Origin of the sequence: Streptomyces coeruleorubidus (genome assembly GCF_008705135.1) — a bacterium.
Lineage (GTDB): Bacteria > Actinomycetota > Actinomycetes > Streptomycetales > Streptomycetaceae > Streptomyces > Streptomyces coeruleofuscus.
On sequence record NZ_CP023694.1, the window covers coordinates 4803368 to 4828542 of the forward strand.

The window sequence follows — 25175 nt, forward strand, 5'->3', positions numbered from 1 at the left end:
GACCGGGATCGTGGAACGGGGCTGAATGGACGCGTACGACGGAGGCTCGGAAGCCCGGCACGGGCCGGGCGGGCCGGACGGGCCGGGTGTGCCGGCCGAGTCGGGCGGGCCTGTCGAGCCGGCCCCGCCCACCGAACCCCCCGCCGGTGTCGCCGCGCTCTCCCTCCCCTACCGGATCGGTGTCGCGCTGGCGCTCGCGGTCGTCGCGGTGGGGGTCTGTGTGCACGTCGGGATGATGTTCCTGCACGTCGCGCCGCCGAACACCGTCACCAGGGAGCACGGCAAGGCCGTGGACGACTGGATCTATCCGGAGTTCGAGCAGAACTGGAAGCTCTTCGCGCCGAACCCGCTCCAGCAGAACATCTCGATCCAGGTCCGTGCCGAGGTCCGGGACGGGGAGGGCGGAACGCTGACCACCGGCTGGTACGACCTGTCCGCCGAGGACGGCCGGGCCATCGACGGCAACCTGCTGCCCAGCCACACCCAGCAGAACGAGCTGCGGCGCGCCTGGGACTTCTTCCTCGCCACGCACGACAGCGAGAACCGCCCGGTGGGTCTGCGCGGCTCGCTCTCCGAGTCGTACCTGCGCCGGATCGTGGTGCTGCGCCTAGACCGCGACGACGCCGTGCGGGCCGCCACCGGGGGCGTCGGCACCATCGAGCGCGTCCAGGTCCGCTCCCGCACCAGCAATGTGCCCCCGCCGAAGTGGAGCCGGGAGAAGGTCTCCACGACACCGGCCTACCGCGAGCTGCCGTGGTGGCCGGTGCCGGAGGACGAGGCCGGGGGTGGTGTGCGGTGAACCGCTTCTCCCTGGCCGCCTCGCGCGGTATAGCCCGGGTCACCGAGGCCGCCCTCGGCCCGTACCAGACCGCCGTGATCCGCATAGGCTTCAGCGCCACCTGGCTGCTCTTCCTGCTGCGCGAGTTCCCCCACCGCCACGAGCTCTACGGCCCCGACGGGCCCTGGAGCTGGGGTCTCGCCGAGCAGCTCATAGGGACCAACAAGGCCTTCACCACTCTCATGTGGTCGGACGGCGGGGCCTGGTTCGAGATCGTCTATCTGCTCGCGGTCCTCGCCAGTGCCCTGCTGATGCTGGGCTGGCGCAGCCGCACCATGTCGGTGCTGTTCATGGTCGGTGTGCTGTCGCTCCAGAACCGCAGCGTCTTCATGGGCGACGGCGGCGACAACGTGCTGCACCTGATGTCGGTCTACCTGGTGTTCACGCGCTGTGCCCAGGTGTGGTCGCTGGACGCCCGCCGGGCCGCGCGCGCCAGGGCGGCCCACGCGCGGGGCGAGCGGGTCACGGACCGGACCGGCCCGGCCCTGTGGGGTGTGCTGGGGCTCGTGCTGGCCGGGGCGACCCTGGCCGGCCGGATGGAGAGCGACTGGCTGATACCGGCGCTGCTGTGGACCGTGTGGGTGACGCAGGGCCTGTGGTGGTTGACCGGGCGCCGCGCGCAGGCCGGTGAGCCGAGGATCATGCTCGACGTCGTCGCGAACGTCGTGCACAACGGCGCCCTGCTCGTGATCATGGCCGAGGCGTGCCTGATCTACGCGACGGCCGGCTGGTACAAGATCCAGGGCTCCCGCTGGCAGGACGGCACCGCCGTCTACTACCCGCTCCACCTGGAGTACTTCTCGCCCTGGCCCGGGCTCGCCGACCTGCTGTCCGCCAGCGGCACGATGGTGATGCTCGTGACCTACGGGACGGTCCTGGTGCAGGTCGCCTTCCCGTTCACGCTGTTCAACCGGCGGGTGAAGAACGTCCTGCTGGCCGTCATGATCACCGAGCACGCCGTGATCGCCGTCGTCCTCGGACTGCCGTTCTTCTCGCTGGCGATGATCGCGGCGGACGCGGTGTTCCTGCCGACGGCCTTCCTGCGCCGCATGGGCGGCCGGGCGGCACGCGCCCGTGACCGGCTGCTGCGGCGCGGCGGGCCGGGACAGGTGCCTGAGCAGCAGGTCCACGAGCGCCCCGAGGCCACGCACGTAGGCTTCGGGACATGACCGACCCCGTGACCGCCTGGCGCCGGCTCGCCGGCAGCACCGTCCTGCTCGACGGCTTCCACGCCCTCAAGCACGCCGTGCGGTTCGGCGCCGAGGTGCCGGTCGCGGTCACCGCCGACCGGGCGGCCACGCTCGCCCTGGCCGACGAGCTGGCCCCGGACGTACGGGACGCGCTGGCCGGGCTGCTGACGGAGGTGCCGCACGAGACGTACGCGTCGTTCGTGCCGCGCCCGCACCCCACCGCCGTGGCCGCCCTGGCCGTACGGCCCTCCCGCGAGTCCAACCTCGAGAAGCTGGCGCACACGCCCCGCACGGCCCCCGTCGTGGTCCTCGACAACCCGCGCAACCTGGGCAACGCGGGGGCGGTGATCCGCCTGGCGGCCGGCTTCGGGGCGACGGGCGTGGTCACCACCGGGACGGTCGACCCCTGGCACCCCACGGTCGTCCGCGGCGGGGCCGGGCTGCACTTCGCGACGGCGGTGGAGCGGCTGGAGGTGTCCGGCCTGCCGCCCGGCCCGCTGTTCGCACTCGACCCGGAGGGCGACGACATCCGGGCCACGAAGCTCCCGGACGACGCCGTCCTGTCCTTCGGTTCGGAACGCACGGGCCTGTCGCCCGAACTGCGCGCCCGGGCCGACCACTTGCTGTCCCTGCCGATGCGCCCTCAGGTCTCCAGCTACAACCTGGCGACCAGTGTGGCCATGACCCTGTACCACTGGAGCTGCGGTGTGGCGCTCAGGGGCGCGGGGAACTGCGCGACAAACCACAACGCAACGGCAGCCGCGCAATCACCGCACCTCCCGAGCTCCTAGGCGTCCCGCCGCACCTCGACCACCCGGAACCGGTTGGCCACGAACGCCCCGTCGCACAGCGCTGCACTGGCCGCCGGGTTACCGCCCGAGCCGTGGAAGTCGGAGAACGCGGCCGTCTGGTTCACATACACCCCACCCGTGAGATTCAGCGACAACTGCGCCGCCTCCTCCAGGCACACCTCCCGCACGTCCTGCTCGACCTCCGGGTCGGTCGTGTACGCCCCGACGGTCATCGCGCCCTTCTCACGGACGGTCCGCCGCAACAGCTCCGCCGCGTCCGCCGCCGAGTCGACCGCCACGGCGAAGGAGACCGGCCCGAAGCACTCGCTCATGTACGCGGCCTCGGCATCCGGCTTGGCCCCGTCCAGCTTCACGATCACCGGCGTACGGACGACCGCGCCCGGGAAGTCCGGGTTGGTGATCTCCCGGGAGGCGAGGGCGACCTCGCCCAGCCCCGCCGCGGCCTCCAGCCGGGCCTTCACCTCCGGGTTGACGATCGCGCCCAGCAGCGCGTTGGCCCGGGCGTCGTCGCCCAGCAGCCCGTCCACCGACTTCGCGAGATCCGCGACCACCTCGTCGTACGACTTGGGGCCCTGGTCCGTGGAGATGCCCTCGCGCGGGACGAGCAGGTTCTGCGGGGTGGTGCACATCTGGCCGCTGTAGAGGGACAGCGAGAACGCCAGGTTGGAGAGCATGCCCTTGTAGTCGGACGTGGAGTGGACGACGACCGTGTTGACGCCGGCCTTCTCCGTGTAGACCTGCGCCTGGCGGGCGTTGGCCTCCAGCCAGTCGCCGAACTCGGTCGAGCCCGTGTAGTCGATGATCCGGATCTCGGGGCGCAGCGCGAGGGTCTTGGCGATGCCCTCGCCGGGGCGCTCGGCGGCCAGCGCCACCAGATTCGGGTCGAAGCCGGTCTCGGCGAGCACCTCGCGCGCGACCTGCACGGTGAGCGCGAGGGGCAGCACCGCGCGCGGGTGGGGCTTGACCAGGACCGAGTTGCCGGTGGCGAGGGAGGCGAACAGGCCCGGGTAGCCGTTCCAGGTCGGGAAGGTGTTGCAGCCGATCACCATGCCGATGCCGCGCGGGACGGGCGTGAACTGCTTGGTCATGGCCAGCGGGTCGCGCTTGCCCTGCGGCTTGGTCCACTCGGCGTTGTCGGGCGTGCGCACCTGCTCCACGTAGGCGTAGGCCACCGCCTCCAGGCCGCGGTCCTGCGCGTGCGGCCCGCCCGCCTGGAACGCCATCATGAACGCCTGGCCGGAGGTGTGCATGACCGCGTGCGCGAACTCGTGCGTCCGGTCGCTGATGCGCTTGAGGATCTCCAGGCAGACCACCGCGCGCTGCTCCGCGCCCGCGTCCCGCCAGGCCCGCTGCCCGGCCTTCATGGCGGGCAGCAGCACGTCGAGGTCCGCGTGCGGGTACGTCACGCCCAGGTCGATGCCGTACGGGGACGTCTCGCCGCCCACCCAGTCGTCCGTGCCCGGCTGGCCGAGGTCGAGGCGGGTGCCGAGCAGGGCGTCGAAGGCGGCCTTGCCCGCGGCCGCGTCCAGGCTGCCGTTCTCCCCGTAGGCCTTGGGGTGCTCGGGGTGGGGGGACCAGTACGCGCGCGTGCGGATCGCTTCCAGCGCCTGGTCGAGGGTGGACCGGTGCCGGGCGATCAGCTCGTGCGCCGAGAGTGCGGCGGTCATGGGTGACCAACTCCTCGTCTCAAGAACTCTTCGTCGAGTTCATGACCTGGGCAGAAACCTGGGCAGGAACACTCGGACAGAGCTAGAGTAACCGAACGATCGGTCGGTTCAAGGGGGTCCGCCGCATCTGTGGAAAACCCCGTGCGGGAGGATCGCGCACATGACAGCACTCGACCTCAGCAGCCCCGTGGCCGTCGTCGGCACCGGCACCATGGGCCAGGGAATCGCCCAGGTCGCGCTGGTCGCGGGCCATCCCGTACGGCTGTACGACACCATCCCCGGGCGCGCACGGGAGGCCGCCGACGCGATCGGCGCCCGGCTGGACCGGCTCGTCGAGAAGGACCGGCTCACCGGCGCCGACCGGGACGCCGCCCGCGCCCGGCTGCTGCCCGCCGAAGACCTCTCCGAGCTGGCGGACTGCTCCCTGGTCGTCGAGGCGGTCCTGGAGCGGCTGGACGTCAAACAGGACCTGTTCCGCGGGCTGGAGGACATCGTCGCCGACGACTGCCTGCTCGCCACCAACACCTCGTCCCTGTCCGTCACCGCCATCGGCGGCGCCCTGCGCTCCCCCGGCCGCTTCGTCGGCCTGCACTTCTTCAACCCCGCCCCGCTGCTGCCGCTGGTCGAGGTCGTCTCCGGGTTCGCCACCGACGTCACGTACGCCACGCGCGCGTACGAGACCGCCCGCGCCTGGGGCAAGACGCCCGTCGCCTGCGCGGACACCCCCGGCTTCATCGTCAACCGCATCGCCCGGCCCTTCTACGCGGAGGCCTTCGCGGTCTACGAGGCGCAGGGCGCCGACCCGGCCACCATCGACGCCGTGCTGCGCGAGTCCGGCGGCTTCAGGATGGGCGCGTTCGAGCTGACCGACCTGATCGGCCAGGACGTCAACGAGTCCGTCACGCGGTCGGTCTGGCAGTCCTTCTTCCAGGACGTGCGCTTCACGCCGTCCCTCGCCCAGCGGCGCCTGGTGGAGTCCGGCCGGCTGGGCCGCAAGACCGGCCACGGCTGGTACGACCACCGGGACGGCGCCGAGCGCCCCGAGCCGGACACCGCGGAGCAGCGGCAGCCGCCCGCCTACGTCGTCGCCGAGGGCGACCTGGGTCCGGCCGGTGACCTGCTCGCGCTGATCCGCGAGGCGGGCATCCCGGTGCGCGACGAGGACGAGGACAACGGCACCCGCATGGTGCTGCCGAGCGGCGGGCAGCTCGCCCTCGCCGACGGGCAGACCTCCGTGGAGTTCCGGGACGTCGTCTACTTCGACCTCGCCCTGGACTACCGCAAGGCCACCCGGATCGCCCTGTCCGCCTCCCAGGACACCTCCCCGCAGACCCTCGCCGAGGCCGTCGGCCTGTTCCAGGCGCTCGGCAAGAAGGTCAGCGTCATCGGCGACGTCCCCGGCATGATCGTCGCCCGCACGGTCGCGCGGATCATCGACCTGGCGCACGACGCCGTCGCCAAGGGCGTGGCCACCGAGGAGGACGTCGACACCGCGATGCGCCTGGGCGTGAACTACCCCCTGGGTCCCTTCGAGTGGAGCCGCCGGCTCGGCCGCTTTTGGGCCTACGCGCTCCTGGACGACCTGCACCTGCGCGACCCCTCGGGGCGCTACGCGCCGTCCCTCGCGCTGTACCGCCACGCCCACGCCTCCGACAAGCGGGAGGGCACCGCCTCATGACCACCGCCAAACGCGACACCTACACGCCGGACACCCTGCTGTCCGTCGCCGTCCGGGTGTTCAACGAGCGCGGCTACGACGGCACCTCCATGGAGCACCTCTCCAAGGCGGCCGGCATCTCCAAGTCGTCGATCTACCACCACGTCACCGGCAAGGAGGAGCTGCTGCGCCGGGCCGTGAGCCGGGCCCTGGACGGCCTCTTCGGGATCCTCGACGAGGAGCACGCGCGCGTGGGGCGTGCCGCCGAGCGTCTGGAGTACGTCGTCCGGCGCATGGTCGAGGTGCTCATAGCCGAGCTGCCCTACGTGACACTCCTGCTGCGCGTGCGCGGGAACACGGACACCGAGCGGTGGGCCCTGGACCGCCGCCGCGACTTCGACCACCGGGTCGCCGACCTGCTGAAGGCCGCGGCGGCGGACGGGGACGTGCGCGGCGACATAGAGGTCCGGCTGGTGACCCGGCTGGTCTTCGGGATGATCAACTCGATCGTCGAGTGGTACAAGCCGGGCGGTCGGGGCATGGACGAGCGCGAGGTGGCCGACGCGGTGGTGCGGCTGGCGTTCGGCGGGCTCCGCAAGAGCGCCTGAGCTCAGCCCTGCGGCTCCAGGTCCTCCTCCTCGAACACCAGCAGCGTGCGCGTGCTGAGCACCTGCGGGATCGCCTGGAGCCGGGTCAGGACCAGCTCGCGCAGCGCCCGGTTGTCGGACACGTGCACCAGCAGCAGCACGTCGAAATCCCCGCCCACCAGGGCGATGTGCGAGGCGCCGGGAAGCTGTCTGAGCTCCTTGCGCACGGTGCGCCAGGAGTTCTGCACGATCTTCAGGGTGATGTATGCGGACGTCCCCTGGCCCGCCCGTTCGTGGTTGACGCGGGCGCCGAAGCCGCGGATGACGCCGTCCTCGACGAGCCGGTTGATGCGGGCGTAGGCGTTGGCGCGCGAGACGTGAACCCGCTCGGCGACCGACCGTATCGAGGCGCGGCCGTCCGCCTGGAGCATGCGCAGGATGTCCTGGTCGATGGCGTCCAGCGGACGCGGGGGTGGCGGCAGGCCGCTGTCGTCCTGGCTTTCGGCCATTTGTTCAGATGCCACCGGCGTCCGCCTCCCTGCCATGGACGTACTGCGTCCATCACAGGCTGTGGAGAACCGTTTGTCCACAGCCTGAGGGGACCCGTAGCCAAAATGTGCCGACGACCGAACAATCGGTAGGTGAGGCGCATCACAGCCGACGCGCCTGCGAAGCCGCTCCCACGAGGAGGTGCCGTCATGACGGTCATGGAGCAGCGGGGCGCGTACCGGCCGACCCCGCCGCCCGCCTGGCAGCCCCGCACGGACCCCGCGCCGTTGCTGCCCGACGCCGAGCCGTACCGCGTCCTCGGCACCGAGGCGGCCGCGAAGGCCGACCCGGAGCTGCTGCGGACGCTGTACGGCCAGCTGGTCCGCGGTCGCCGCTACAACGCGCAGGCCACCGCGCTCACCAAGCAGGGCCGCCTGGCCGTCTACCCTTCCACCACCGGCCAGGAGGCCTGCGAGATCGCCGCCGCGCTCGTGCTGGAGGAGCGGGACTGGCTCTTCCCCAGCTACCGCGACACGCTCGCCGTCGTGGCCCGCGGTGTGGACCCCGTCGAGGCGCTCACGCTGCTGCGCGGCGACTGGCACACCGGCTACGACCCGTACGAGCACCGGGTCGCCCCCCTGTCCACCCCGCTCGCCACCCAGCTGCCGCACGCCGTGGGCCTCGCGCACGCCGCCCGCCTCAAGGGCGACGACGTCGTCGCGCTGGCCATGGTCGGCGACGGCGGCACCAGCGAGGGCGACTTCCACGAGGCGCTGAACTTCGCCGCCGTCTGGCAGGCCCCCGTCGTCTTCCTGGTGCAGAACAACGGCTTCGCGATCTCCGTCCCGCTCGCCAAGCAGACCGCGGCCCCCTCGCTGGCCCACAAGGCCGTCGGCTACGGCATGCCCGGCCGCCTGGTCGACGGCAACGACGCCGCCGCCGTGCACGAGGTGCTGAGCGACGCCGTGCGCCACGCCCGCGCGGGCGGCGGACCCACCCTCGTCGAGGCGATCACCTACCGCGTCGACGCCCACACCAACGCCGACGACGCGACCCGCTACCGCGGCGACGCCGAGGTCGAGGCCTGGCGCGAGCACGACCCGATCCAGCTGCTGGAGCGGGAGCTGACCGCGCGCGGCCTGCTCGACGAGGCCGGGAAGCAGGCCGCACGGGACGCCGCGGAGGCGATGGCCGCCGACCTGCGCGAGCACATGAACCAGGACCCGGTCCTCGACCCCATGGACCTGTTCGCCCACATCTACGCCGAGCCCACCACCCAACTGCGCGACCAGCGGGAACAGTTGCGGGCCGAGCTGGAGGCCGAGGCCGAGGCCGAGCCGGAGGAGGGCACGCACCGATGACCACCGTCGCCGTCAAGCCGGCCACCATGGCGCAGGCCCTCACGCGCGCGCTGCGCGACGCCATGGCCGCCGACCCCGCCGTGCACGTCATGGGCGAGGACGTCGGCACCCTCGGCGGCGTCTTCCGCGTCACCGACGGACTCGCCAAGGAGTTCGGCGAGGACCGCTGCACGGACACCCCGCTCGCCGAGGCGGGGATCCTGGGCACGGCGGTGGGCATGGCCATGTACGGCCTGCGCCCGGTCGTGGAGATGCAGTTCGACGCGTTCGCCTACCCGGCGTTCGAGCAGCTCATCTCGCACGTGTCCCGCATGCGCAACCGCACCCGCGGCAGGATGCCGCTCCCGATCACCATCCGCGTCCCCTACGGCGGCGGCATCGGCGGTGTCGAGCACCACAGCGACTCCTCCGAGGCGTACTACATGGCGACTCCGGGGCTCCATGTCGTCACGCCGGCCACCGTGTCCGACGCCTACGGGCTGCTGCGCGCCGCGATCGCCTCCGACGACCCGGTCGTCTTCCTGGAGCCCAAGCGGCTGTACTGGTCGAAGGACTCCTGGAACCCCGAGGATCCGGCGCCCGTCGAACCGATCGGCCGCGCGGTGGTGCGGCGCCCGGGCCGGAGCGCCACGCTCATCACGTACGGGCCGTCCGTCCCCGTCTGCATGGAGGCGGCCGAGGCGGCCCGGGCCGAGGGCTGGGACCTCGAAGTCGTCGACCTGCGCTCCCTGGTGCCGTTCGACGACGAGACGGTGGTCGCCTCGGTGCGGCGGACGGGACGCGCGGTCGTCGTCCACGAGTCGGGCTCCTTCGGCGGCCCGGGCGGGGAGATCGCGGCCCGGGTCACGGAGCGCTGCTTCCACCACCTGGAGGCGCCGGTGCTGCGGGTGGCCGGGTTCGACGTCCCGTATCCGCCGCCGATGCTGGAGCGCCACCACCTGCCCGGAGTGGACCGGATCCTGGACGCCGTGGGGCGTCTGCAGTGGGAGGCCGAGAGCTGATGGCACAGGTGCTGGAGTTCAAGCTGCCCGACCTGGGCGAGGGGCTCACCGAGGCGGAGATCGTGCGCTGGCTGGTCGAGGTCGGCGACGTGGTCGCCATCGACCAGCCGGTCGTCGAGGTCGAGACGGCCAAGGCGATGGTCGAGGTGCCCTGCCCCTACGGCGGTGTGGTCACGGCCCGCTTCGGCGAGGAGGGCACGGAACTGCCCGTCGGCGCGCCGTTGATCACGGTGGCGGTGGGGGAGCGGCCGGCGTCCGGTGCCGGGTCTGCCAGTGCCGAGGGTTCCGGGAACGTCCTGGTCGGATACGGCACGTCCGAGGCGCCCGCGCGGCGACGCAGGGTGCGGCAGGGAAGGCCGGTGTCCGGTGCGTCCGCGGCGGGCTCCGGGGAAGTGAACGGGCAGGGCGCTGTCCCAGCGGTGAACGGGCAGGCTGCCGCCCCCGAGACCGACGACGGCCCCGTCCCCGTGATCTCGCCCCTGGTCCGCCGGCTGGCCCGGCAGAACGGCCTCGACCTGCGGGAGCTGACCGGGTCCGGCCCCGACGGGCTGATCCTGCGGGCGGATGTCGAGTACGCGCTGCGTGCCGCCGGCCAGGACGCCGCGGCCGCACCGTCGGCACAGCCGCACCCGCGCGTGCCGCAAGCACCGGGCACGGCCCCCGCACCGCAGCCCACCGCGACAGCGGCCCCCGGCGAGATCCGCACCCCGCTCAAGGGCATCCGGGGCGCCGTCGCCGACAAGCTGGCGCGCAGTCGCCGCGAGATCCCGGACGCGACCTGCTGGGTGGACGCCGACGCCACGGAGCTCATGCGGGCACGCACGGCCATGAACGCGGCCGGCGGCCCGAAGATCTCCCTGCTGGCCCTGCTGGCCCGCATCTGCACAGCGGCCCTCGCCCGCTTCCCGGAGCTCAACTCGACCGTGGACGCGGAGGCCAGGGAGGTCGTCCAGTTCGACCGCGTGCACCTGGGCTTCGCCGCGCAGACCGACCGGGGGCTCGTCGTCCCGGTCGTCCGGGACGCGCACGCGCGCGACGCCGAGTCCCTGACCGCTGAGTTCGCCCGGCTGACCGAGGCGGGCCGGACCGGGACGCTGACGCCCGCGGAACTCACCGGCGGGACCTTCACGCTGAACAACTACGGAGTCTTCGGCGTCGACGGCTCCACACCGATCATCAACCACCCCGAGGCGGCCATGCTCGGCGTCGGCCGCATCGTCCCCAAGCCGTGGGTGCACGAGGGCGAGCTCGCGGTGCGGCAGGTCGTCCAGCTCTCGCTCACCTTCGACCACCGGGTGTGCGACGGCGGCACGGCGGGCGGCTTCCTGCGCTACGTGGCGGACTGCGTGGAACAGCCGGCCGTGCTGCTGCGGACGCTGTGATTCCTGTTCGGCCCGTGAGCCGGTGCCCGTGATCGGGTCCGTTCCCCCGCGTTCCGTGTGATCGCGGGGGCACGCATACTCGGGGTGTGACCGCCTACGAGCTCCCGGGTGAACCCGGTACCGGTTCCGGCCCCGCGCAGCGGCCGGGCCCCGCCGTGTACGACGCCGTCGTGCTCGCCGGGGGTGCCGCCCGCCGGCTCGGCGGCGCGGACAAACCCGGTGTGCGCGTGGGCGGCCGGGCCCTGCTCGACCGCGTGCTCGCCGCGTGCGCGGGCGCCCGCGGCACCGTCGTCGTCGCCGCGCCCCGGCCGACGGCACGGCCCGTGACCTGGGCCCACGAGGACCCGCCCGGCGGCGGCCCGCTCGCCGCGCTCGACGCCGGACTCCGGCACACCACGGCGGAGCATGTCGTGGTGCTCTCCGCCGATCTGCCGTTCCTGGAGGAGCGCACGGTCGGCCGGCTGCTGAGCACGCTCCGGACGAGCACCGCCGACGGCGTGCTGCTGACCGACCCCGAGGGCCGTGACCAGCCCCTCGTGGCCGCGTACGCCGCACCGCGGCTGCGCGAGGTGCTCGCACTCCTCACCGACCGGCACGAGGGTCTCGCCGGTCTCCCGCTGCGGCGTCTCATCGCCGAGCTGAACCTCACCCGCGTCTCCGACCCCGTCGCGTCCTTCGACTGCGACACCTGGGACGACATCGCCACCGCCAGGGCACGCATCAGGGAGCATGGGCACGTGTTGGATGAATGGATTTCCGCAGTCAAGGACGACCTGGGGATCGACCTCGACGTCGACACCCGCCTTCTGCTCGACCTCGCCCGCGACGCCGCCCACGGTGTGGACCGTCCGGCGGCGCCGCTGACCACCTTCCTCGTCGGCTACGCGGCCGCACGGGCGGGCGGCGGCCCCGAGGCGGTCGCCGAGGCCGCCCGCAAAGCCGAAGCTCTCGCCGCCCGCTGGGCGGAAGAAAGTGCCGCAGAGGCCCAGACCTCCGGCACCCGGACCGAGCCCGACGTCGCCCCCGACGCGACGCCCGACACCCGCCCGGACGCCGGATGACCCCGCACGGCACACGCGCCGGTGAGGACGCCGAGGACCTCGACGTCGAGGAGGTGCTCGCCCTCGTGAACAACAGCAACGACCTGCCCGGCCCCGCCGAACGGAGTGAGACGGACAGCCGCCGCGCCTCCGGCCGGCCGGACACCTCTCCCCGGCCCGACGCCCGCCACCACGCCACTCCCTGGCCGGAGGCCCGGGCCACCGCGGGACGCGCCGCCCGGAGCACCACCCGGGCCGCCCGCCGCCGGCCGGTCTCCGTGCCTCTCGAAGCCGCCCTCGGCCTCACCCTGGCCGCTCCCCTCGACGCCCTCACCGACCTCCCCTCCTTCGACACCTCCGCGATGGACGGCTGGGCGGTCGCCGGGCCCGCCCCCTGGGACGTACGGGACGACGGCGTCCTGGCCGGGCACGCGGCGCAGGAGCGCCTGACCGACGGCGAGGCCGTCCGGATCGCCACCGGCGCCCGCATCCCCCCGGACACCACCGCCGTCCTGCGCAGCGAGCACGGGCGCACCGACGACAAGGGCCGCCTCTACGCGACCAGGGACGTGGTCCCCGGCCAGGACATCCGCCCGCGCGGCCAGGAGTGCCGCAGCGGCGACCAGTTGCTCCCCGTCGGCGCCCTGGTGACCCCGGCCGTACTCGGGCTCGCCGCAGCGGCCGGATACGACACCGTCACCGCAGTCCCGAGGCCTCGTGCCGAAGTCCTGGTCCTGGGCGACGAGTTGCTCACCGAGGGGCGGCCGCACGACGGTCTGATCCGGGACGCGCTCGGTCCGATGCTGCCGCCCTGGCTGCGGGCGCTCGGCGCCGAGGTCACCGCCGTACGACGCGTCCGCGACGACGCCGACGCCCTGCACCAGGCGATCACCACGTCCGACGCCGATGTCGTCGTGACCACCGGCGGCACCGCCGCGGGCCCGGTCGACCACGTCCACCCCACTCTGCGCCGCATCGGTGCCGAACTCCTCGTGGACGGCGTCAAGGTGCGCCCCGGCCACCCCATGCTGCTGGCCCGCATCACGGAGACCCAGCACCTCGTCGGCCTGCCGGGCAACCCGCTCGCCGCCGTCTCCGGGCTGCTGACGCTCGCCGAGCCGTTGCTGCGGACCCTCGCGGCCCGTCCGGCCCCGGAGCCGTACACGCTGCCGATCAGGGACGCCGTGCACGGGCACCCGTACGACACCCGGCTCGTCCCCGTCGTCCTCCGGGGCGACCAGGCCGTGCCGCTGCGCTACAACGGACCGGCCATGCTGCGCGGCATCGCGGCGGCCGACGCGCTGGCCGTCGTACCCCCAGGCGGTGCACGACCGGGACAGGAGGCGGAACTGCTCGACCTGCCCTGGGCGTCCGGAGGAATCGGGGTGTGTTTCACGTGAAACTTCCGGGCCAGGACGCGATCGCCCGCCAGGCGGACGAACATTTGGTGACCCATCGGGTGAAACTCCCGAGGAAAGTGGTGGAACACCCGATCCGCCAGGTCGCCAAGCGGCTCTCCATGGCACTGGTGGTCCTCGTCGTGACCGCGCTGATCGTCTACCTCGACCGCGACGGCTACAACGACAACGCGGGCGGTGGCCTCACCCTCCTCGACGCGTTCTACTACGCGACCGTCACCCTCTCCACCACCGGCTACGGCGACATCACCCCGGCCGGTGACGCCGCCCGGCTCACGAACATCCTCATCGTCACGCCCCTGCGCGTGCTGTTCCTGATCATCCTGGTCGGCACCACGCTCGAAGCCCTCACCGAACGCACACGGGAGGAGTGGCGGCTGACCCGTTGGAGGTCCACGTTGCGCGATCACACCGTCGTCATCGGCTTCGGCACGAAGGGCAGGTCGGCGATCCGGACCGTCTGCGCGACGGGCCTGAAGAAGGAACAGGTCGTCGTGGTCGACCCCAGCTCGAAGGTGATCGACGCCGCGACCGCCGAGGGCTACGCGGGCATCGTCGGGGACGCGACGCGCAGTGAGGTGCTGAAGCGGGCCGAGGTGCACAGGGCGCGCCAGATCATCATCGCCACGCAGCGGGACGACACGGCGGTCCTGGTGGCGCTGACGGCCCGGCAGCTCAACCGCGGGGCGAACATCGTGGCCGCGGTGCGGGAGGAGGAGAACGCGCCGCTGCTGAAGCAGTCGGGTGCCGACGCGGTCATCACCAGCGCCAGCGCCGCCGGCCGTCTGCTCGGCCTCTCCGTCCTCAGCCCCTCGGCGGGCATGGTGATGGAGGACCTCATCCAGCAGGGAAGCGGGCTCGACATCGTCGAACGGCCGGTGGTCAAGGCCGAAGTGGGCAAGACTCCAAGGGAGATCACCGACCTGGTGGTGAGCGTCATACGCGGTCACCGGGTGCTCGGCTACGACGATGCGGCCGTCGGGACGCTGGAGCTGACCGACCGGCTCATCACGATCGTGCGGGCGACGCCCGGCTCCCAGATCGCGCCCGACACCCGGCCGTTGCCGCCGATGCCCCGCGGCTGACCGGCAGGACGAAAGGCCGGCCGTCACGCACCCATTCCGTGCGTGACGGCCGGCCAAGTCCCCGCGACCTACTTCCGGTTGTACAGCCGCATCGTGATCGGCCCGAAGACCAGCACGAACAGCCCGGTCCAGCCCAGCGTCCAGGCGACCTCGGCGGCCGGCCAGTCACCGCCCATCAGGCCGCGCACCGCCGACGCCAGATGGGTGATGGGGCTGTTGTTGACGAAGGCCTGGAGCCAGCCCGGCATCGTCTTCGGGTCGACGAAGACGTTGGACAGGAAGGTGAGCGGGAAGATCACCATCATGCTGACGCCCATCACCGACTTCTCGGTGCGCAGCATCAGCCCGAACATCGTCCAGATCCACGAGAAGGCGAACGAGAAGAGCACCAGCAGGGCGATCCCGGCGAGCACTCCGACGATCCCGCCGTCCGGCCGGTAGCCGAGGATGATGCCGACGGTGAGCATCACGACGGACGCGATCGTGTACCGCAGGGCGTCGCCGAGCAGATAGCCGACCATCGTCGACGGCCGCCAGATCGGCAGGGTGCGGAACCGGTCGAAGACGCCCTTCTCGATGTCGGTGTTGACCGAGACGCCCGTGTACATCGTGATCATCACGACCGACATCACGAGGATGCCCGGCAGCAGGAACTGGATGTACTCCCCCGGCGAGCCGGCCAGCGCCCCGCCGAACAGGTACGTGTACATCAGCACCATCATGATCGGGAACGCCGTGACGTCGAAGAGCTGCTCCGGCACGTGCTTGATCTTGAGCATCGCCCGCCAGCCGAAGGTCATCGAGGCCGACCAGGCGCTGGGCCGGGGCGGACGCTCCTCGGAGATGAGCAGCGCGGCGAGGGATTCGGTGCTGACCGGGGCGAGTTCCTTGCTCTCCGTGGTCGTCGCGGTGCTCATGCCGCCACCTCGTCCTTCGGGTCGTGGGAGTCGTCGGTGTGGTCGGAGTCGTGCGTGTCGTGCCCGGTGAGGGCGAGGAACACCTCGTCCAGGCTGGGCTGGCCCAGCGAGAAGTTGTCGACGGTGATCCCGGCTCGGGACAGCTCGCTCAGCGCGCGGGACGCCTGCTCGGCCGCGCTGTCGTCGCTCGCCGCCGTACCGAGGCGGGCGGTCAGGGCCACCGGGTCGGGTTCCAGCTGCACCTGTGCGTCGAGGACCCGGCGCAGCAGATCCGCCGCCAGGGTCCGCTGGTCCGGATCTCGCAGCCGCAGATGGACGGACCCGGCGCCGACGGACGACTTCAGCTCGCCCTTGGTGCCCTCGGCGATCACCCGGCCGCGGTCGATGACGGCGATGCGGGACGCGAGCTGGTCGGCCTCGTCCAGGTACTGCGTGGTCAGCAGCACGGTGGTGCCCTGGGCCACGACGGCCCGCACGATGTCCCAGACCTGGTTGCGGCTGCGCGGGTCGAGGCCGGTGGTCGGCTCGTCGAGGAACAGCAGATCGGGGGTGTTGAGGATGGACGCGGCGATGTCAATGCGGCGCCGCATGCCGCCCGAGTACTGCTTGACCTGCTTCGCCGCCGCTTCTGTGAGCCCGAAGGCCTCCAGGAGCTGGGCGGCACGGCCCCGGGCGGCCTTCTTGTGGTGGCCGAGCAGCCGGCCCAGCAGGACCAGGTTCTCGGTGCCGGTGAGGTCCTCGTCCACCGACGCGTACTGGCCGGTGAGGCTCACCCGGCCGCGCACTTCGTCGGCCTCGCGCACGATGTCGTGGCCGAAGACATGAGCCTCGCCGCCGTCCGGCCGGAGGAGCGTGGCGAGCATCTTCACGGTGGTGGTCTTGCCGGCGCCGTTCGGGCCGAGGACGCCGTAGACCGTGCCCGCGGGCACGGACAGGTCCACTCCGTCTACCGCCCGCGTCTCGCCGAAGGTCTTCACCAGGCCCGCGGTCTCGATCGCCAGGCCGGACGTCTGCGTGCTCATGTTCGGGTCCTTCCGAGTACGTGGGCTACGCATGGGGAGACCCTCACCGTCGCGCAAACTCATCGGTCCCGCACATGGAATTCGGCCAGGACCGGACCAACGACGGAGGCGGAGCCGGCCAGGGGGCGGAGGGGGGGTCCGTCCGGCGACCGAGGAGTACCGTCCCCTTCATGCATGCGATCACGATTCCCGAACCTGGTGGGCCCGAGGCGCTGGTCTGGGACGAGGTCCCGGATCCCGCGCCCGGCGAGGGCGAGGTCCTGGTCGAGGTGGCGGCCGGTGCCGTCAACCGGGCCGACATCCTGCAACGGCAGGGCTTCTACGACCCGCCGCCCGGCGCGTCCCCCTACCCCGGCCTGGAGTGCTCCGGGCGGATCGCCGAGATCGGCCCCGGTGTCTCCGGCTGGAACGTCGGCGACGAGGTGTGCGCGCTGCTCTCCGGCGGCGGCTATGCCGAGAAGGTGGTCGTCCCGGCCGGGCAGCTGCTGCCCGTGCCCGAGGGCATCGCACTGACGCGGGCCGCGGCCCTGCCCGAGGTGACCTGCACCGTCTGGTCGAACGTCTTCATGATCGCCCACCTGCGCCCGGGCGAGACGCTGCTCGTGCACGGCGGCTCCAGCGGCATCGGCACCATGGCCATCCAGCTCGCCAAGGCCGTCGGCGCCCGGGTGGCCGTCACGGCCGGTACCAAGGAGAAGCTCGACCGGTGCGCCGAACTGGGCGCCGACATCCTGGTCAACTACCGCGAGCAGGACTTCGTCGAGGAGGTCAGGAAGGCCACGGACGGTGCCGGTGTCGACGTCATCCTCGACAACATGGGCGCCAAGTACCTGGAGCGCAACGTCAGGGCGCTCGCCGTCAACGGCCGGCTCGCGATCATCGGTATGCAGGGCGGCGTCAAGGGGGAGCTGAACATCGGCGCCCTGCTCGCCAAGCGCGCCGCCATCAGCGCGACGTCCCTGCGCGCCCGGCCGCTGGAGGAGAAGGCGGCCATCGTCGCGGCCGTACGCGAACACGTCTGGCCCCTGTTCGCCGGCGGCCACCTGCGCCCGGTCGTCGACCGCGAGCTCCCGATGCCGGACGCGGCCGCCGCGCACCGGGTCGTGGAGGACAGCGGCCACATCGGCAAGGTGCTGCTGATCACCCCGCAGGGCGCCTGAGGCACCGGCAGACAGGCCCCGGCCGACAGGCCTAGATCCGCCGCAGCCGCAGGGCGAAGAAGGCGAGTCCGAGGCCGAGGCCGATCAGCACCAGGCCGCTGCCCAGCGGCAGGATGCGCAGGACCGGCCCGACGGGACGCTCGGCGCGCGCGGCGGCCTCCCGTACGGGCTGCTCCGTCTGCGCAGTGGGCTCGGGGACGGCTTCCCGGGGTTCCTCGGGCACGGCGGTGACCTCCCGCTCCCGCTCGGCCTCCTCGGGCCGCCCCGGCCGCTGCCGCCCCTCACCGGCCCGGGTCCCGGCCCGCGAGGGCTCACCCGGGTCGGAGGGGGCGGCGAGGGCACCGCCCCCGGGGGCGCCGTCGTACGCGAGGACAGAGCCGTACGACTGGACGGACTGGACAGCTCCGTACGAGGCGCCGGCCCCGTACGGTGAGACGACCGCACCCGCCCCCAGGGCGACCGCCAGTCCCGTCGCCCGTAGTGCGCGTTGCCATGGAGTCACGTTGGTGACCCCCTCCCGCCGTGCCCGGTAGGGCGAATTCGGCAAGTTCGGTCAGATCGAGGCAATCAGCCTCACACCGCCCCACTCCCGCGGCACTCCGGGTTCGGCCGACAGGCGGAATCGCCGCACGAGCCGGATTCACTCTTTGGTGAGCAACCCGGGGCCTGACCCGCACGTCTCCTCCCACACGGTGGATCAGCCTCCCGAGGGGGCACCACAGAGGGGAGGTGCAGGCGTGCGAGAGAATGGCGGCATGGAGATGCCGAGGAACGAAAGGTCGCCGGAGAACCCGCAGATCCTGGTCGTGGGCCAGGACGGCATGGCGCTCAGCGGCGGCGGTGACGAGGACTCCCGCGAGACCCCGGTCACGGAACAGGTGGAGCAGCCCGCGAAGGTCATGCGGATCGGCAGCATGATCAAGCAGCTTCTGGAGGAAGTGCGCGCGGCTCCCCTGGACGAGGCCAGCCGGGTCCGGCTCAAGGAGATCCATGCCAGCTCGGTGAAGGAGCTGGAGGACGGTCTGGCGCCCGAGCTGGTCGAGGAGCTGGAGCGGCTCTCCCTGCCCTTCACGGACGAGACGACCCCGAGCGACGCGGAGCTGCGCATCGCGCAGGCCCAGTTGGTCGGCTGGCTGGAGGGGCTCTTCCACGGGATCCAGACCACGCTGTTCGCCCAGCAGATGGCGGCCCGCGCCCAGCTGGAGCAGATGCGCCGCGCCCTCCCGCCGGGCGTCGGCCAGGACGGCCTCGACGAGCAGCACCCGGGCGGCCGTTCGGGCGGGCCGTACCTGTAACGCGTCCGCGTACCGGCCGTGCGAAGGGCCCGGCAGCCGAAGCTGCCGGGCCCTTCGCACGCGACGATCAGGCCGGCGGGTTGCCCGTGGAGACGCCGAGCTCGATCTCGGGCATGTCCTCCGGGTCCACGTCGGTGCCGGCGGACGGGAACTGGTTCATGACCGTGCCGTCGCCGTACGTGTTCTCGTCCATGTTGTTGATCTTCTTTTCCCAGCCGGCCGCCTGGAGGCAGGCCTTGACCGAGTCGATGTTCTTGAACTTGAAGTTGGGCATCCGGATCTTCTCGGGGTCGTTGTACGACTCCTGAGGCTCCGTGCACTCCTCGGTCTCGATCGTCTTCGACGTGTCCGGCCCGCGGTAGCCCGGCTTCTTGACCGCCGCCGAGGCCGAGGCACTCGCGCTGCTGCCCCCGCCGCCCTGGTCGTCCTGGCCGCCGCCGTTCATCAGCAGGGCCGCGACCAGGCCGCCGACCGCGACGACGGACACCAGGACCGAGCCGATGATCACCGGCTTGTTGCTCTTGCCGCCGCCCGCGGAGACCTGCGCGGTCTGCGGCGCGAGGTTGTACGGCGGCGGGGTCGACGGACCCGGCTGCGGGGAGTACGCGGCGGGGGACGGCGTCTGGTAGCCGCCCTGCTGCGGGTAGCCGTAGGCCGGGGACGGCGCCGCCGGGGCGGGCGGGCCGTACGGGTTCGGGGGCGGAGTCGGCTGGTACGGCGCCTGCACCTGGCCCGAGGGCGCCGGGGTCGCCTGGTCGACCGGCGGGAACACGGCCGAGCCGACGCCCGCGCCGCTCGGGGCCTGCGTGCCCGGCACGATGCTCGGCGGGGCGGCCTGGACGGACGCCGCCACGCGCAGGCACTCGTCCCGCATGGCCTCGGCGCTCGGGAAGCGCTCGTTCGGGTTCTTCTTCAGCGCGCGGGCGATCAGCGCGTCCACGGCCGGGGGCAGCGAGCGGTTGACCGAGGACGGAACCGGGGGCTCCTCCTGAACGTGCGCATACGCGATGGCCAGTGGCGAGTCCGCGTCGAACGGCAGTCGCCCGGTGACCAGTTGGAACAGCATGATGCCGACCGAGTACAGGTCGGAGCGGGCGTCCACACCGCGTCCGAGGGCCTGTTCCGGCGAGAGGTACTGCGGGGTCCCGACGACCATGCCGGTCTGCGTCATCGACGTCACACCGGACTGCATGGCGCGGGCGATGCCGAAGTCCATGACCTTGACCACGCCGCGCTTGGTCATCATCACGTTGCCCGGCTTGATGTCGCGGTGGACCAGGCCCATCTCGTGGCTGATCTCCAGCGCGGCGAGCACGTCCCCGGTGATCTTCAGGGCCTTGTCGGCGGGCATCGCGCCCTGCTGGCGCACGTCCTCGTCGAGCACCGAGCCGAGCGGGCGGCCCTCGACGTACTCCATGACGATGTACGGCGTCGTCATGCCGTCGAGGGTGTCCTCGCCGGTGTCGAAGACCGAGACGATGTTGGTGTGCGTGAGCTTGGCCACGGACTGGGCCTCGCGGCGGAACCGCTCGCGGAAGGCCTGTTCCCGACCGAGATCGGTGTGAAGTGTCTTGATCGCGACCTGTCGGTCGAGCACGCTGTCGTACGCGAGGTGCACCGAGGCCATGCCGCCCTGGCCGAGCAGATCACGCAGCTGATAGCGGCCGTTGGCGACCGCCCGCCCCGTGTACTGGCCCTGTGCGCCGTCCTGGCTCATGTTCCGTTTCCCCCGTAGCCCTTGAGGCGCCGCCGACTGCCGCTGATCCGTCGCTGACCGCGGTGATCCAAACCGCCATTCCCGGCCAAGTCTGCCCCAGGGCACCGACACGTCAAGCTCGGTGCCCGTTCCGTGACCGTACGCGAAGGAAGCGTCGCGGAAGCGTTACAGGGGATGTGCGGCCGGTACACAGAATTTGCACGACAGTACGGAGTGAAGGTTTCATGACGCGTCCGTCCCGTGCCCGCACTGGTACCCGTCTCGGAACGGCGGCTTGCGCCGAGGCTGTAGCGTGGCCGACGGAGACCGTAACAACACCGCGCGCACCGCGGGCAGAAACGACGGCGAGGACTGATGGCACAGCAGCAGCGCGCTCAGGGCCCGTCCGAACCCGAGGCGACTGGCGGCGGCATGTCGGACGCGCCGGAGTCCTGGGGTAACGGCGGGCTCGTCGGGGACGGCCGGTACCGGCTGACCGGCAGACTCGGCCGGGGCGGCATGGCCGAGGTGTTCGCAGCCGAGGACGTCCGCCTCGGGCGCACCGTAGCCGTCAAGCTGCTCCGTTCCGACCTCGCCGAGGACCCGGTGTCCAAGGCGCGCTTCACGCGCGAGGCCCAGTCGGTCGCCGGCCTCAACCACCACGCGATCGTCGCCGTGTACGACTCCGGCGAGGACGTCGTCGGCGGCCAGTCCGTGCCCTACATCGTCATGGAGCTGGTCGAGGGCCGCACGATCCGCGACCTGCTGCTGAACGCCGAGGCGCCGGGCCCCGAGCAGGCCCTGATCATCGTCTCGGGCGTCCTGGAGGCGCTCGCCTATTCGCACCAGCACGGCATCGTGCACCGCGACATCAAGCCGGCCAACGTCATCATCACGCACAGCGGCGCCGTGAAGGTGATGGACTTCGGCATCGCCCGCGCCCTGCACGGCGCGCAGTCCACGATGACGCAGACCGGCATGGTCATGGGCACCCCCCAGTACCTGTCCCCCGAGCAGGCGCTCGGCAAGGCCGTCGACCACCGCTCCGACCTGTACGCCACGGGCTGCCTGCTCTACGAACTCCTCTCGCTGCGCCCGCCGTTCACCGGGGAGACCCCGCTGTCGGTGGTCTACCAGCACGTCCAGGACATCCCGACGCCTCCCTCCGAGGCCTCCGACGCCTGCCCGCCCGAGCTCGACGGCCTGGTCATGCGCTCCCTCGCCAAGGAGCCGGACGACCGTTTCCAGACAGCCGAGGAGATGCGCGGGCTGGTCCAGTACGCGCTCCAGATGCTCTACGACCAGGGCGGCCACACCGGCACCTGGAACACCGGCCCGGTCGACATGCACGAGGGCCGGCACACCCCGTCGGGCGGCTTCGCCGGTACGGCCGTGATGGGCCACCCCGGGGACCCCTCCGGCACCGCGCAGATCCCGTCGCCGATCCTGCCTGCCGGCTACGGCGGCGGGGACGACGGCGGCTTCGAGGGCCACGGCAACAAGGGCGGCGGCCGCGGCAAGCTGTGGATCCTCGCCGTGCTCGCGGTGATCGCCGTCGCGGCGGGTGTCGCCCTGGCGCTGCAGAACACCGGCGGTGATACGAACGGGCCCGGCACCAAGCAGTCGCCGACCACCTCGCAGACGACCGAGAAGGAGACGCCCAGCGAGACGCCGAGCGACGAGCCGACGGACGAGCCGACCGACACGTCCACCGACGACGGCTCCGGCACGAGCTCCGGCGGTGGCGGGTACACACCGTCGTACACGCCGTCCTACACGCCGTCGCAGAGCGCTCCCGAGTCGCCCACCGGCCAGCCGTCGGACCAGCCGACCTCGCAGGAGCCGACCGACGAGCCCACGGACCCGGAGCCCTCGGACCCGGCGACGCCGCCGGACGACACGGGCGGCACCGACGCGGGCGGCGCGACCGGCGTCGTCGGGGGCACCGGCGGCGAAGGCAGCGGCTGACAGCTGGATTAAAGGGCTGACAGCTGGAGAAAAAAGCATGATCCACGCGCGCGTGGGGCCCGGAGACGGGGCCCACGCGCGCGTGCCGTTAAGGCACGCCGACAAAAGAACTCTTCCCGTGACCTGGGTCACCGGGTTAACGTGCGGTTGCTCCGGCCTCCTGCAAGGCTGTGACCAGGGCCCCTTCCACGCCTTCCCGATTTACTTGGATATCCAAGCAAAATCCCAGGTCAGAGGGGGTTTCACAGAAATGTGATGCACTGGGTAACGTGCCTTCTGCAGGGCGCTCGCCGGGGCACCTGTCCCGCCTGTTCCCGGTCGAGTGGCACCCACCCCGTGCCCGGTGGTCGGAACAGGTGAGCCGCACTGGCCTACCGGCAACCCCGGGGGCCGGACCGACGGAGGAGCACACGTGACCGTGGAGAGCACTGCCGCGCGCACACCGCGACGCAGCGCCGGAAGCAAGGCCGGCACCACCGGCACCAAGCGCACCACCCGCACGACCGCCAAGAAGGACGCCGGCACCGAGCCCCAGCTCGTGCAGCTGCTGACGCCCGAGGGCAAGCGCGTCAAGAACGCCGAGTACGACAAGTACGTCGCCGGTGTCACCCCGGACGAGCTCCGCGGTCTGTACCGCGACATGGTGCTCACCCGCCGCTTCGACGCCGAGGCGACCTCCCTGCAGCGCCAGGGCGAGCTGGGCCTGTGGGCCTCGCTGCTCGGCCAGGAGGCCGCCCAGATCGGCTCCGGCCGGGCCCTGCGCGACGACGACTACGTCTTCCCCACCTACCGGGAGCACGGCGTCGCCTGGTGCCGCGGCGTGGATCCGACCAACCTGCTCGGGATGTTCCGCGGCGTGAACAACGGCGGCTGGGACCCCAACGGCAACAACTTCCAGCTCTACACGATCGTCATCGGCTCCCAGACGCTGCACGCCACCGGCTACGCCATGGGCATCGCCAAGGACGGCGCGGACAGCGCGGTGATCGCCTACTTCGGCGACGGCGCCTCCAGCCAGGGCGACGTGGCCGAATCGTTCACCTTCTCCGCGGTCTACAACGCCCCCGTCGTGTTCTTCTGCCAGAACAACCAGTGGGCCATCTCCGAGCCGACCGAGAAGCAGTCCCGGGTGCCGATCTACCAGCGCGCGCAGGGCTTCGGCTTCCCGGGCGTCCGTGTCGACGGCAACGACGTGCTCGGCTGCCTCGCGGTCACCCGGTGGGCCCTGGAGCGGGCCCGCGCCGGTGAGGGCCCGACCCTCGTCGAGGCGTTCACCTACCGCATGGGCGCCCACACCACCTCCGACGACCCGTCCCGGTACCGCGGCGACGAGGAGCGCCAGGCCTGGGAGGCCAAGGACCCGATCCTGCGCCTTCGCCGCTATCTGGAGGCCTCAAACCACGCGGACGAGGGATTCTTCGCGGAACTGGAGGCCGAGTCCGAGGCGTTGGGCAAACGAGTGCGCGAGGCGGTCCGTGCCATGCCGGACCCGGACCACTTCGCCATCTTCGAGAACGTCTACGCGGACGGACACGCCCTCGTCGACGAGGAGCGAGCCCAGTTCGCCGCGTACCAGGCGTCGTTCGCCGACGAGGGGGGTAACTGAGATGGCCGACAAGATGGCTCTGGCCAAGGCGATCAACGAGTCGCTGCGCCGCGCCCTGGACTCCGACCCCAAGGTCCTGATCATGGGTGAGGACGTCGGCAAGCTCGGCGGCGTCTTCCGTGTGACGGACGGCCTGCAGAAGGACTTCGGCGAGAGCCGGGTCATCGACACCCCGCTCGCCGAGTCGGGCATCGTCGGCACGGCGATCGGCCTCGCCCTGCGCGGCTACCGCCCGGTCGTGGAGATCCAGTTCGACGGCTTCGTCTTCCCGGCCTACGACCAGATCGTCACGCAGCTCGCCAAGATGCACGCCCGCTCGCTGGGCAAGGTCAAGCTCCCGGTCGTCGTGCGCATCCCCTACGGCGGCGGCATCGGCGCGGTGGAGCACCACTCGGAGTCCCCCGAGTCGCTGTTCGCGCACGTGGCGGGTCTGAAGATCGTCAGCCCCTCGAACGCGTCGGACGCCTACTGGATGATGCAGCAGGCCATCCAGAGCGACGACCCGGTGATCTTCTTCGAGCCCAAGCGCCGCTACTGGGACAAGGGCGAGGTCAACACGGAGGCGATCCCGGGCCCGCTGCACAAGGCCCAGGTGGTCCGCGAGGGCACCGACCTCACCCTCGCCGCCTACGGCCCGATGGTGAAGCTCTGCCAGGAGGTCGCCGACGCGGCCGCCGAGGAGGGCAGGAACCTGGAGGTCCTCGACCTGCGCTCGGTCTCCCCGATCGACTTCGACTCGATCCAGGCGTCGGTGGAGAAGACGCGCCGCCTGGTCGTCGTCCACGAGGCACCGGTGTTCTTCGGATCGGGCGCGGAGATCGCCGCGCGGATCACGGAGCGCTGCTTCTACCACCTGGAGGCCCCGGTGCTCCGGGTCGGCGGCTACCACGCGCCGTACCCGCCGGCCCGCCTTGAGGAGGAGTACCTGCCGAACCTGGACCGGGTGCTGGATGCCGTCGACCGCTCGCTGGCGTACTGAGGAGA

General features: G+C 71.9%; 22 protein-coding genes. 16 read left to right on the forward strand and 6 right to left on the reverse strand.

The window, feature by feature from the left end:
* Positions 1–25: 25 nt before the first annotated feature.
* From CP976_RS22230 to CP976_RS22240, 3 genes are read left to right on the forward strand one after another with little or no spacing between them, the layout of a single operon-like run.
* Positions 26–799, forward strand: coding sequence for a DUF5819 family protein (locus tag CP976_RS22230; protein ID WP_150481944.1), 774 nt, complete (start codon positions 26–28; stop codon positions 797–799).
* Positions 796–2007: an HTTM domain-containing protein gene (locus CP976_RS22235; RefSeq protein ID WP_150481945.1), complete on the forward strand. Its 1212-nt coding sequence runs from the start codon at positions 796–798 to the stop codon at positions 2005–2007. The genes CP976_RS22230 and CP976_RS22235 overlap by 4 nt, the downstream gene beginning before the upstream one ends.
* Positions 2004–2819 (forward strand): TrmH family RNA methyltransferase, encoded by an 816-nt coding sequence (locus CP976_RS22240; protein WP_229875453.1) that lies wholly within the window; start codon positions 2004–2006, stop codon positions 2817–2819. The genes CP976_RS22235 and CP976_RS22240 overlap by 4 nt, the downstream gene beginning before the upstream one ends.
* Here the strand turns inward: CP976_RS22240 and paaN are convergent.
* Positions 2816–4507: a phenylacetic acid degradation protein PaaN gene (paaN, locus tag CP976_RS22245; RefSeq protein ID WP_150481946.1), complete on the reverse strand. Its 1692-nt coding sequence runs from the start codon at positions 4505–4507 to the stop codon at positions 2816–2818. The genes CP976_RS22240 and paaN overlap by 4 nt on opposite strands.
* A gap of 160 nt (positions 4508–4667) precedes the next feature.
* Here paaN and CP976_RS22250 point away from each other — a divergent pair, with 160 nt between their 5' ends.
* Both CP976_RS22250 and CP976_RS22255 read left to right on the forward strand, forming a co-directional pair.
* On the forward strand, positions 4668–6185 hold the full coding sequence (locus CP976_RS22250; RefSeq protein ID WP_150481947.1) for a 3-hydroxyacyl-CoA dehydrogenase: 1518 nt from the start codon (positions 4668–4670) through the stop codon (positions 6183–6185).
* A complete protein-coding gene (locus CP976_RS22255) occupies positions 6182–6772 on the forward strand; it encodes a TetR/AcrR family transcriptional regulator (protein WP_150481948.1) in 591 nt (196 codons plus the stop codon). Before CP976_RS22250 ends, CP976_RS22255 begins: the two co-directional genes overlap by 4 nt.
* 2 nt (positions 6773–6774) lie before the next feature.
* Here the strand turns inward: CP976_RS22255 and CP976_RS22260 are convergent, their stop codons facing one another.
* Complete coding sequence (locus CP976_RS22260) at positions 6775–7260, reverse strand: Lrp/AsnC family transcriptional regulator (RefSeq protein WP_150485449.1); 486 nt, start codon at positions 7258–7260, stop codon at positions 6775–6777.
* 189 nt (positions 7261–7449) lie between these two features.
* Between CP976_RS22260 and pdhA (CP976_RS22265) the strand changes: the two genes are divergently transcribed.
* The 6 genes from pdhA (CP976_RS22265) (at position 7450) to CP976_RS22290 (ending at position 14527) form a co-directional block, all read left to right on the forward strand.
* On the forward strand, positions 7450–8601 hold the full coding sequence (gene pdhA / locus CP976_RS22265) for a pyruvate dehydrogenase (acetyl-transferring) E1 component subunit alpha (protein ID WP_150481949.1): 1152 nt from the start codon (positions 7450–7452) through the stop codon (positions 8599–8601).
* Complete coding sequence (locus CP976_RS22270; RefSeq protein ID WP_150481950.1) at positions 8598–9602, forward strand: alpha-ketoacid dehydrogenase subunit beta; 1005 nt, start codon at positions 8598–8600, stop codon at positions 9600–9602. Before pdhA (CP976_RS22265) ends, CP976_RS22270 begins: the two co-directional genes overlap by 4 nt.
* A complete protein-coding gene (locus tag CP976_RS22275) occupies positions 9602–10984 on the forward strand; it encodes a dihydrolipoamide acetyltransferase family protein (RefSeq protein ID WP_150481951.1) in 1383 nt (460 codons plus the stop codon). Before CP976_RS22270 ends, CP976_RS22275 begins: the two co-directional genes overlap by 1 nt.
* An 86-nt stretch (positions 10985–11070) precedes the next feature.
* The gene (locus CP976_RS22280) at positions 11071–12045 is read left to right on the forward strand and encodes an NTP transferase domain-containing protein (RefSeq protein ID WP_150481952.1); all 975 of its coding nucleotides are present in this window, start codon (positions 11071–11073) and stop codon (positions 12043–12045) included.
* Positions 12042–13424, forward strand: coding sequence for a molybdopterin molybdotransferase MoeA (locus tag CP976_RS22285; RefSeq protein WP_150481953.1), 1383 nt, complete (start codon positions 12042–12044; stop codon positions 13422–13424). The genes CP976_RS22280 and CP976_RS22285 overlap by 4 nt, the downstream gene beginning before the upstream one ends.
* Positions 13421–14527 carry a potassium channel family protein gene (locus CP976_RS22290; protein ID WP_190146860.1) on the forward strand — a complete coding sequence of 369 codons (1107 nt, stop codon included), beginning with the start codon at positions 13421–13423 and terminating at the stop codon, positions 14525–14527. Before CP976_RS22285 ends, CP976_RS22290 begins: the two co-directional genes overlap by 4 nt.
* Before the next feature lie 68 nt (positions 14528–14595).
* On the opposite strand, the gene CP976_RS22295 is transcribed toward CP976_RS22290, so the two are convergent.
* The gene (locus tag CP976_RS22295; RefSeq protein WP_150481955.1) at positions 14596–15444 is read right to left on the reverse strand and encodes an ABC transporter permease; all 849 of its coding nucleotides are present in this window, start codon (positions 15442–15444) and stop codon (positions 14596–14598) included.
* Positions 15441–16466, reverse strand: coding sequence for an ATP-binding cassette domain-containing protein (locus CP976_RS22300; RefSeq protein ID WP_150481956.1), 1026 nt, complete (start codon positions 16464–16466; stop codon positions 15441–15443). Before CP976_RS22300 ends, CP976_RS22295 begins: the two co-directional genes overlap by 4 nt.
* A 170-nt stretch (positions 16467–16636) precedes the next feature.
* Between CP976_RS22300 and CP976_RS22305 the strand changes: the two genes are divergently transcribed.
* Positions 16637–17626, forward strand: a complete 990-nt coding sequence (locus CP976_RS22305; protein WP_150481957.1) for an NAD(P)H-quinone oxidoreductase — start codon at positions 16637–16639, stop codon at positions 17624–17626.
* A 31-nt stretch (positions 17627–17657) separates the two neighbouring features.
* Here the strand turns inward: CP976_RS22305 and CP976_RS22310 are convergent, their stop codons facing one another.
* Entirely contained in the window at positions 17658–18128 is a 471-nt protein-coding gene (locus CP976_RS22310) for a hypothetical protein (protein ID WP_150481958.1), read from the reverse strand.
* A 253-nt stretch (positions 18129–18381) separates the two neighbouring features.
* On the opposite strand from CP976_RS22310, the gene CP976_RS22315 reads away from it, so the two are divergent.
* A complete protein-coding gene (locus CP976_RS22315) occupies positions 18382–18921 on the forward strand; it encodes a bacterial proteasome activator family protein (RefSeq protein WP_150481959.1) in 540 nt (179 codons plus the stop codon).
* A gap of 67 nt (positions 18922–18988) precedes the next feature.
* Here the strand turns inward: CP976_RS22315 and CP976_RS22320 are convergent, their stop codons facing one another.
* The gene (locus CP976_RS22320) at positions 18989–20638 is read right to left on the reverse strand and encodes a protein kinase domain-containing protein (protein WP_150481960.1); all 1650 of its coding nucleotides are present in this window, start codon (positions 20636–20638) and stop codon (positions 18989–18991) included.
* A 354-nt stretch (positions 20639–20992) separates the two neighbouring features.
* Here CP976_RS22320 and CP976_RS22325 point away from each other — a divergent pair, with 354 nt between their 5' ends.
* The 3 genes from CP976_RS22325 to CP976_RS22335 all read left to right on the forward strand — a co-directional run bounded on the left by CP976_RS22325 (position 20993) and on the right by CP976_RS22335 (position 25170).
* A complete protein-coding gene (locus tag CP976_RS22325) occupies positions 20993–22585 on the forward strand; it encodes a protein kinase domain-containing protein (RefSeq protein WP_150481961.1) in 1593 nt (530 codons plus the stop codon).
* Positions 22586–22997: 412 nt separating this feature from the next.
* Positions 22998–24191, forward strand: a complete 1194-nt coding sequence (gene pdhA / locus CP976_RS22330; protein WP_150481962.1) for a pyruvate dehydrogenase (acetyl-transferring) E1 component subunit alpha — start codon at positions 22998–23000, stop codon at positions 24189–24191.
* 1 nt (position 24192) lies between these two features.
* On the forward strand, positions 24193–25170 hold the full coding sequence (locus CP976_RS22335; protein WP_150481963.1) for an alpha-ketoacid dehydrogenase subunit beta: 978 nt from the start codon (positions 24193–24195) through the stop codon (positions 25168–25170).
* The last annotated feature ends 5 nt before the right edge of the window (positions 25171–25175 follow it).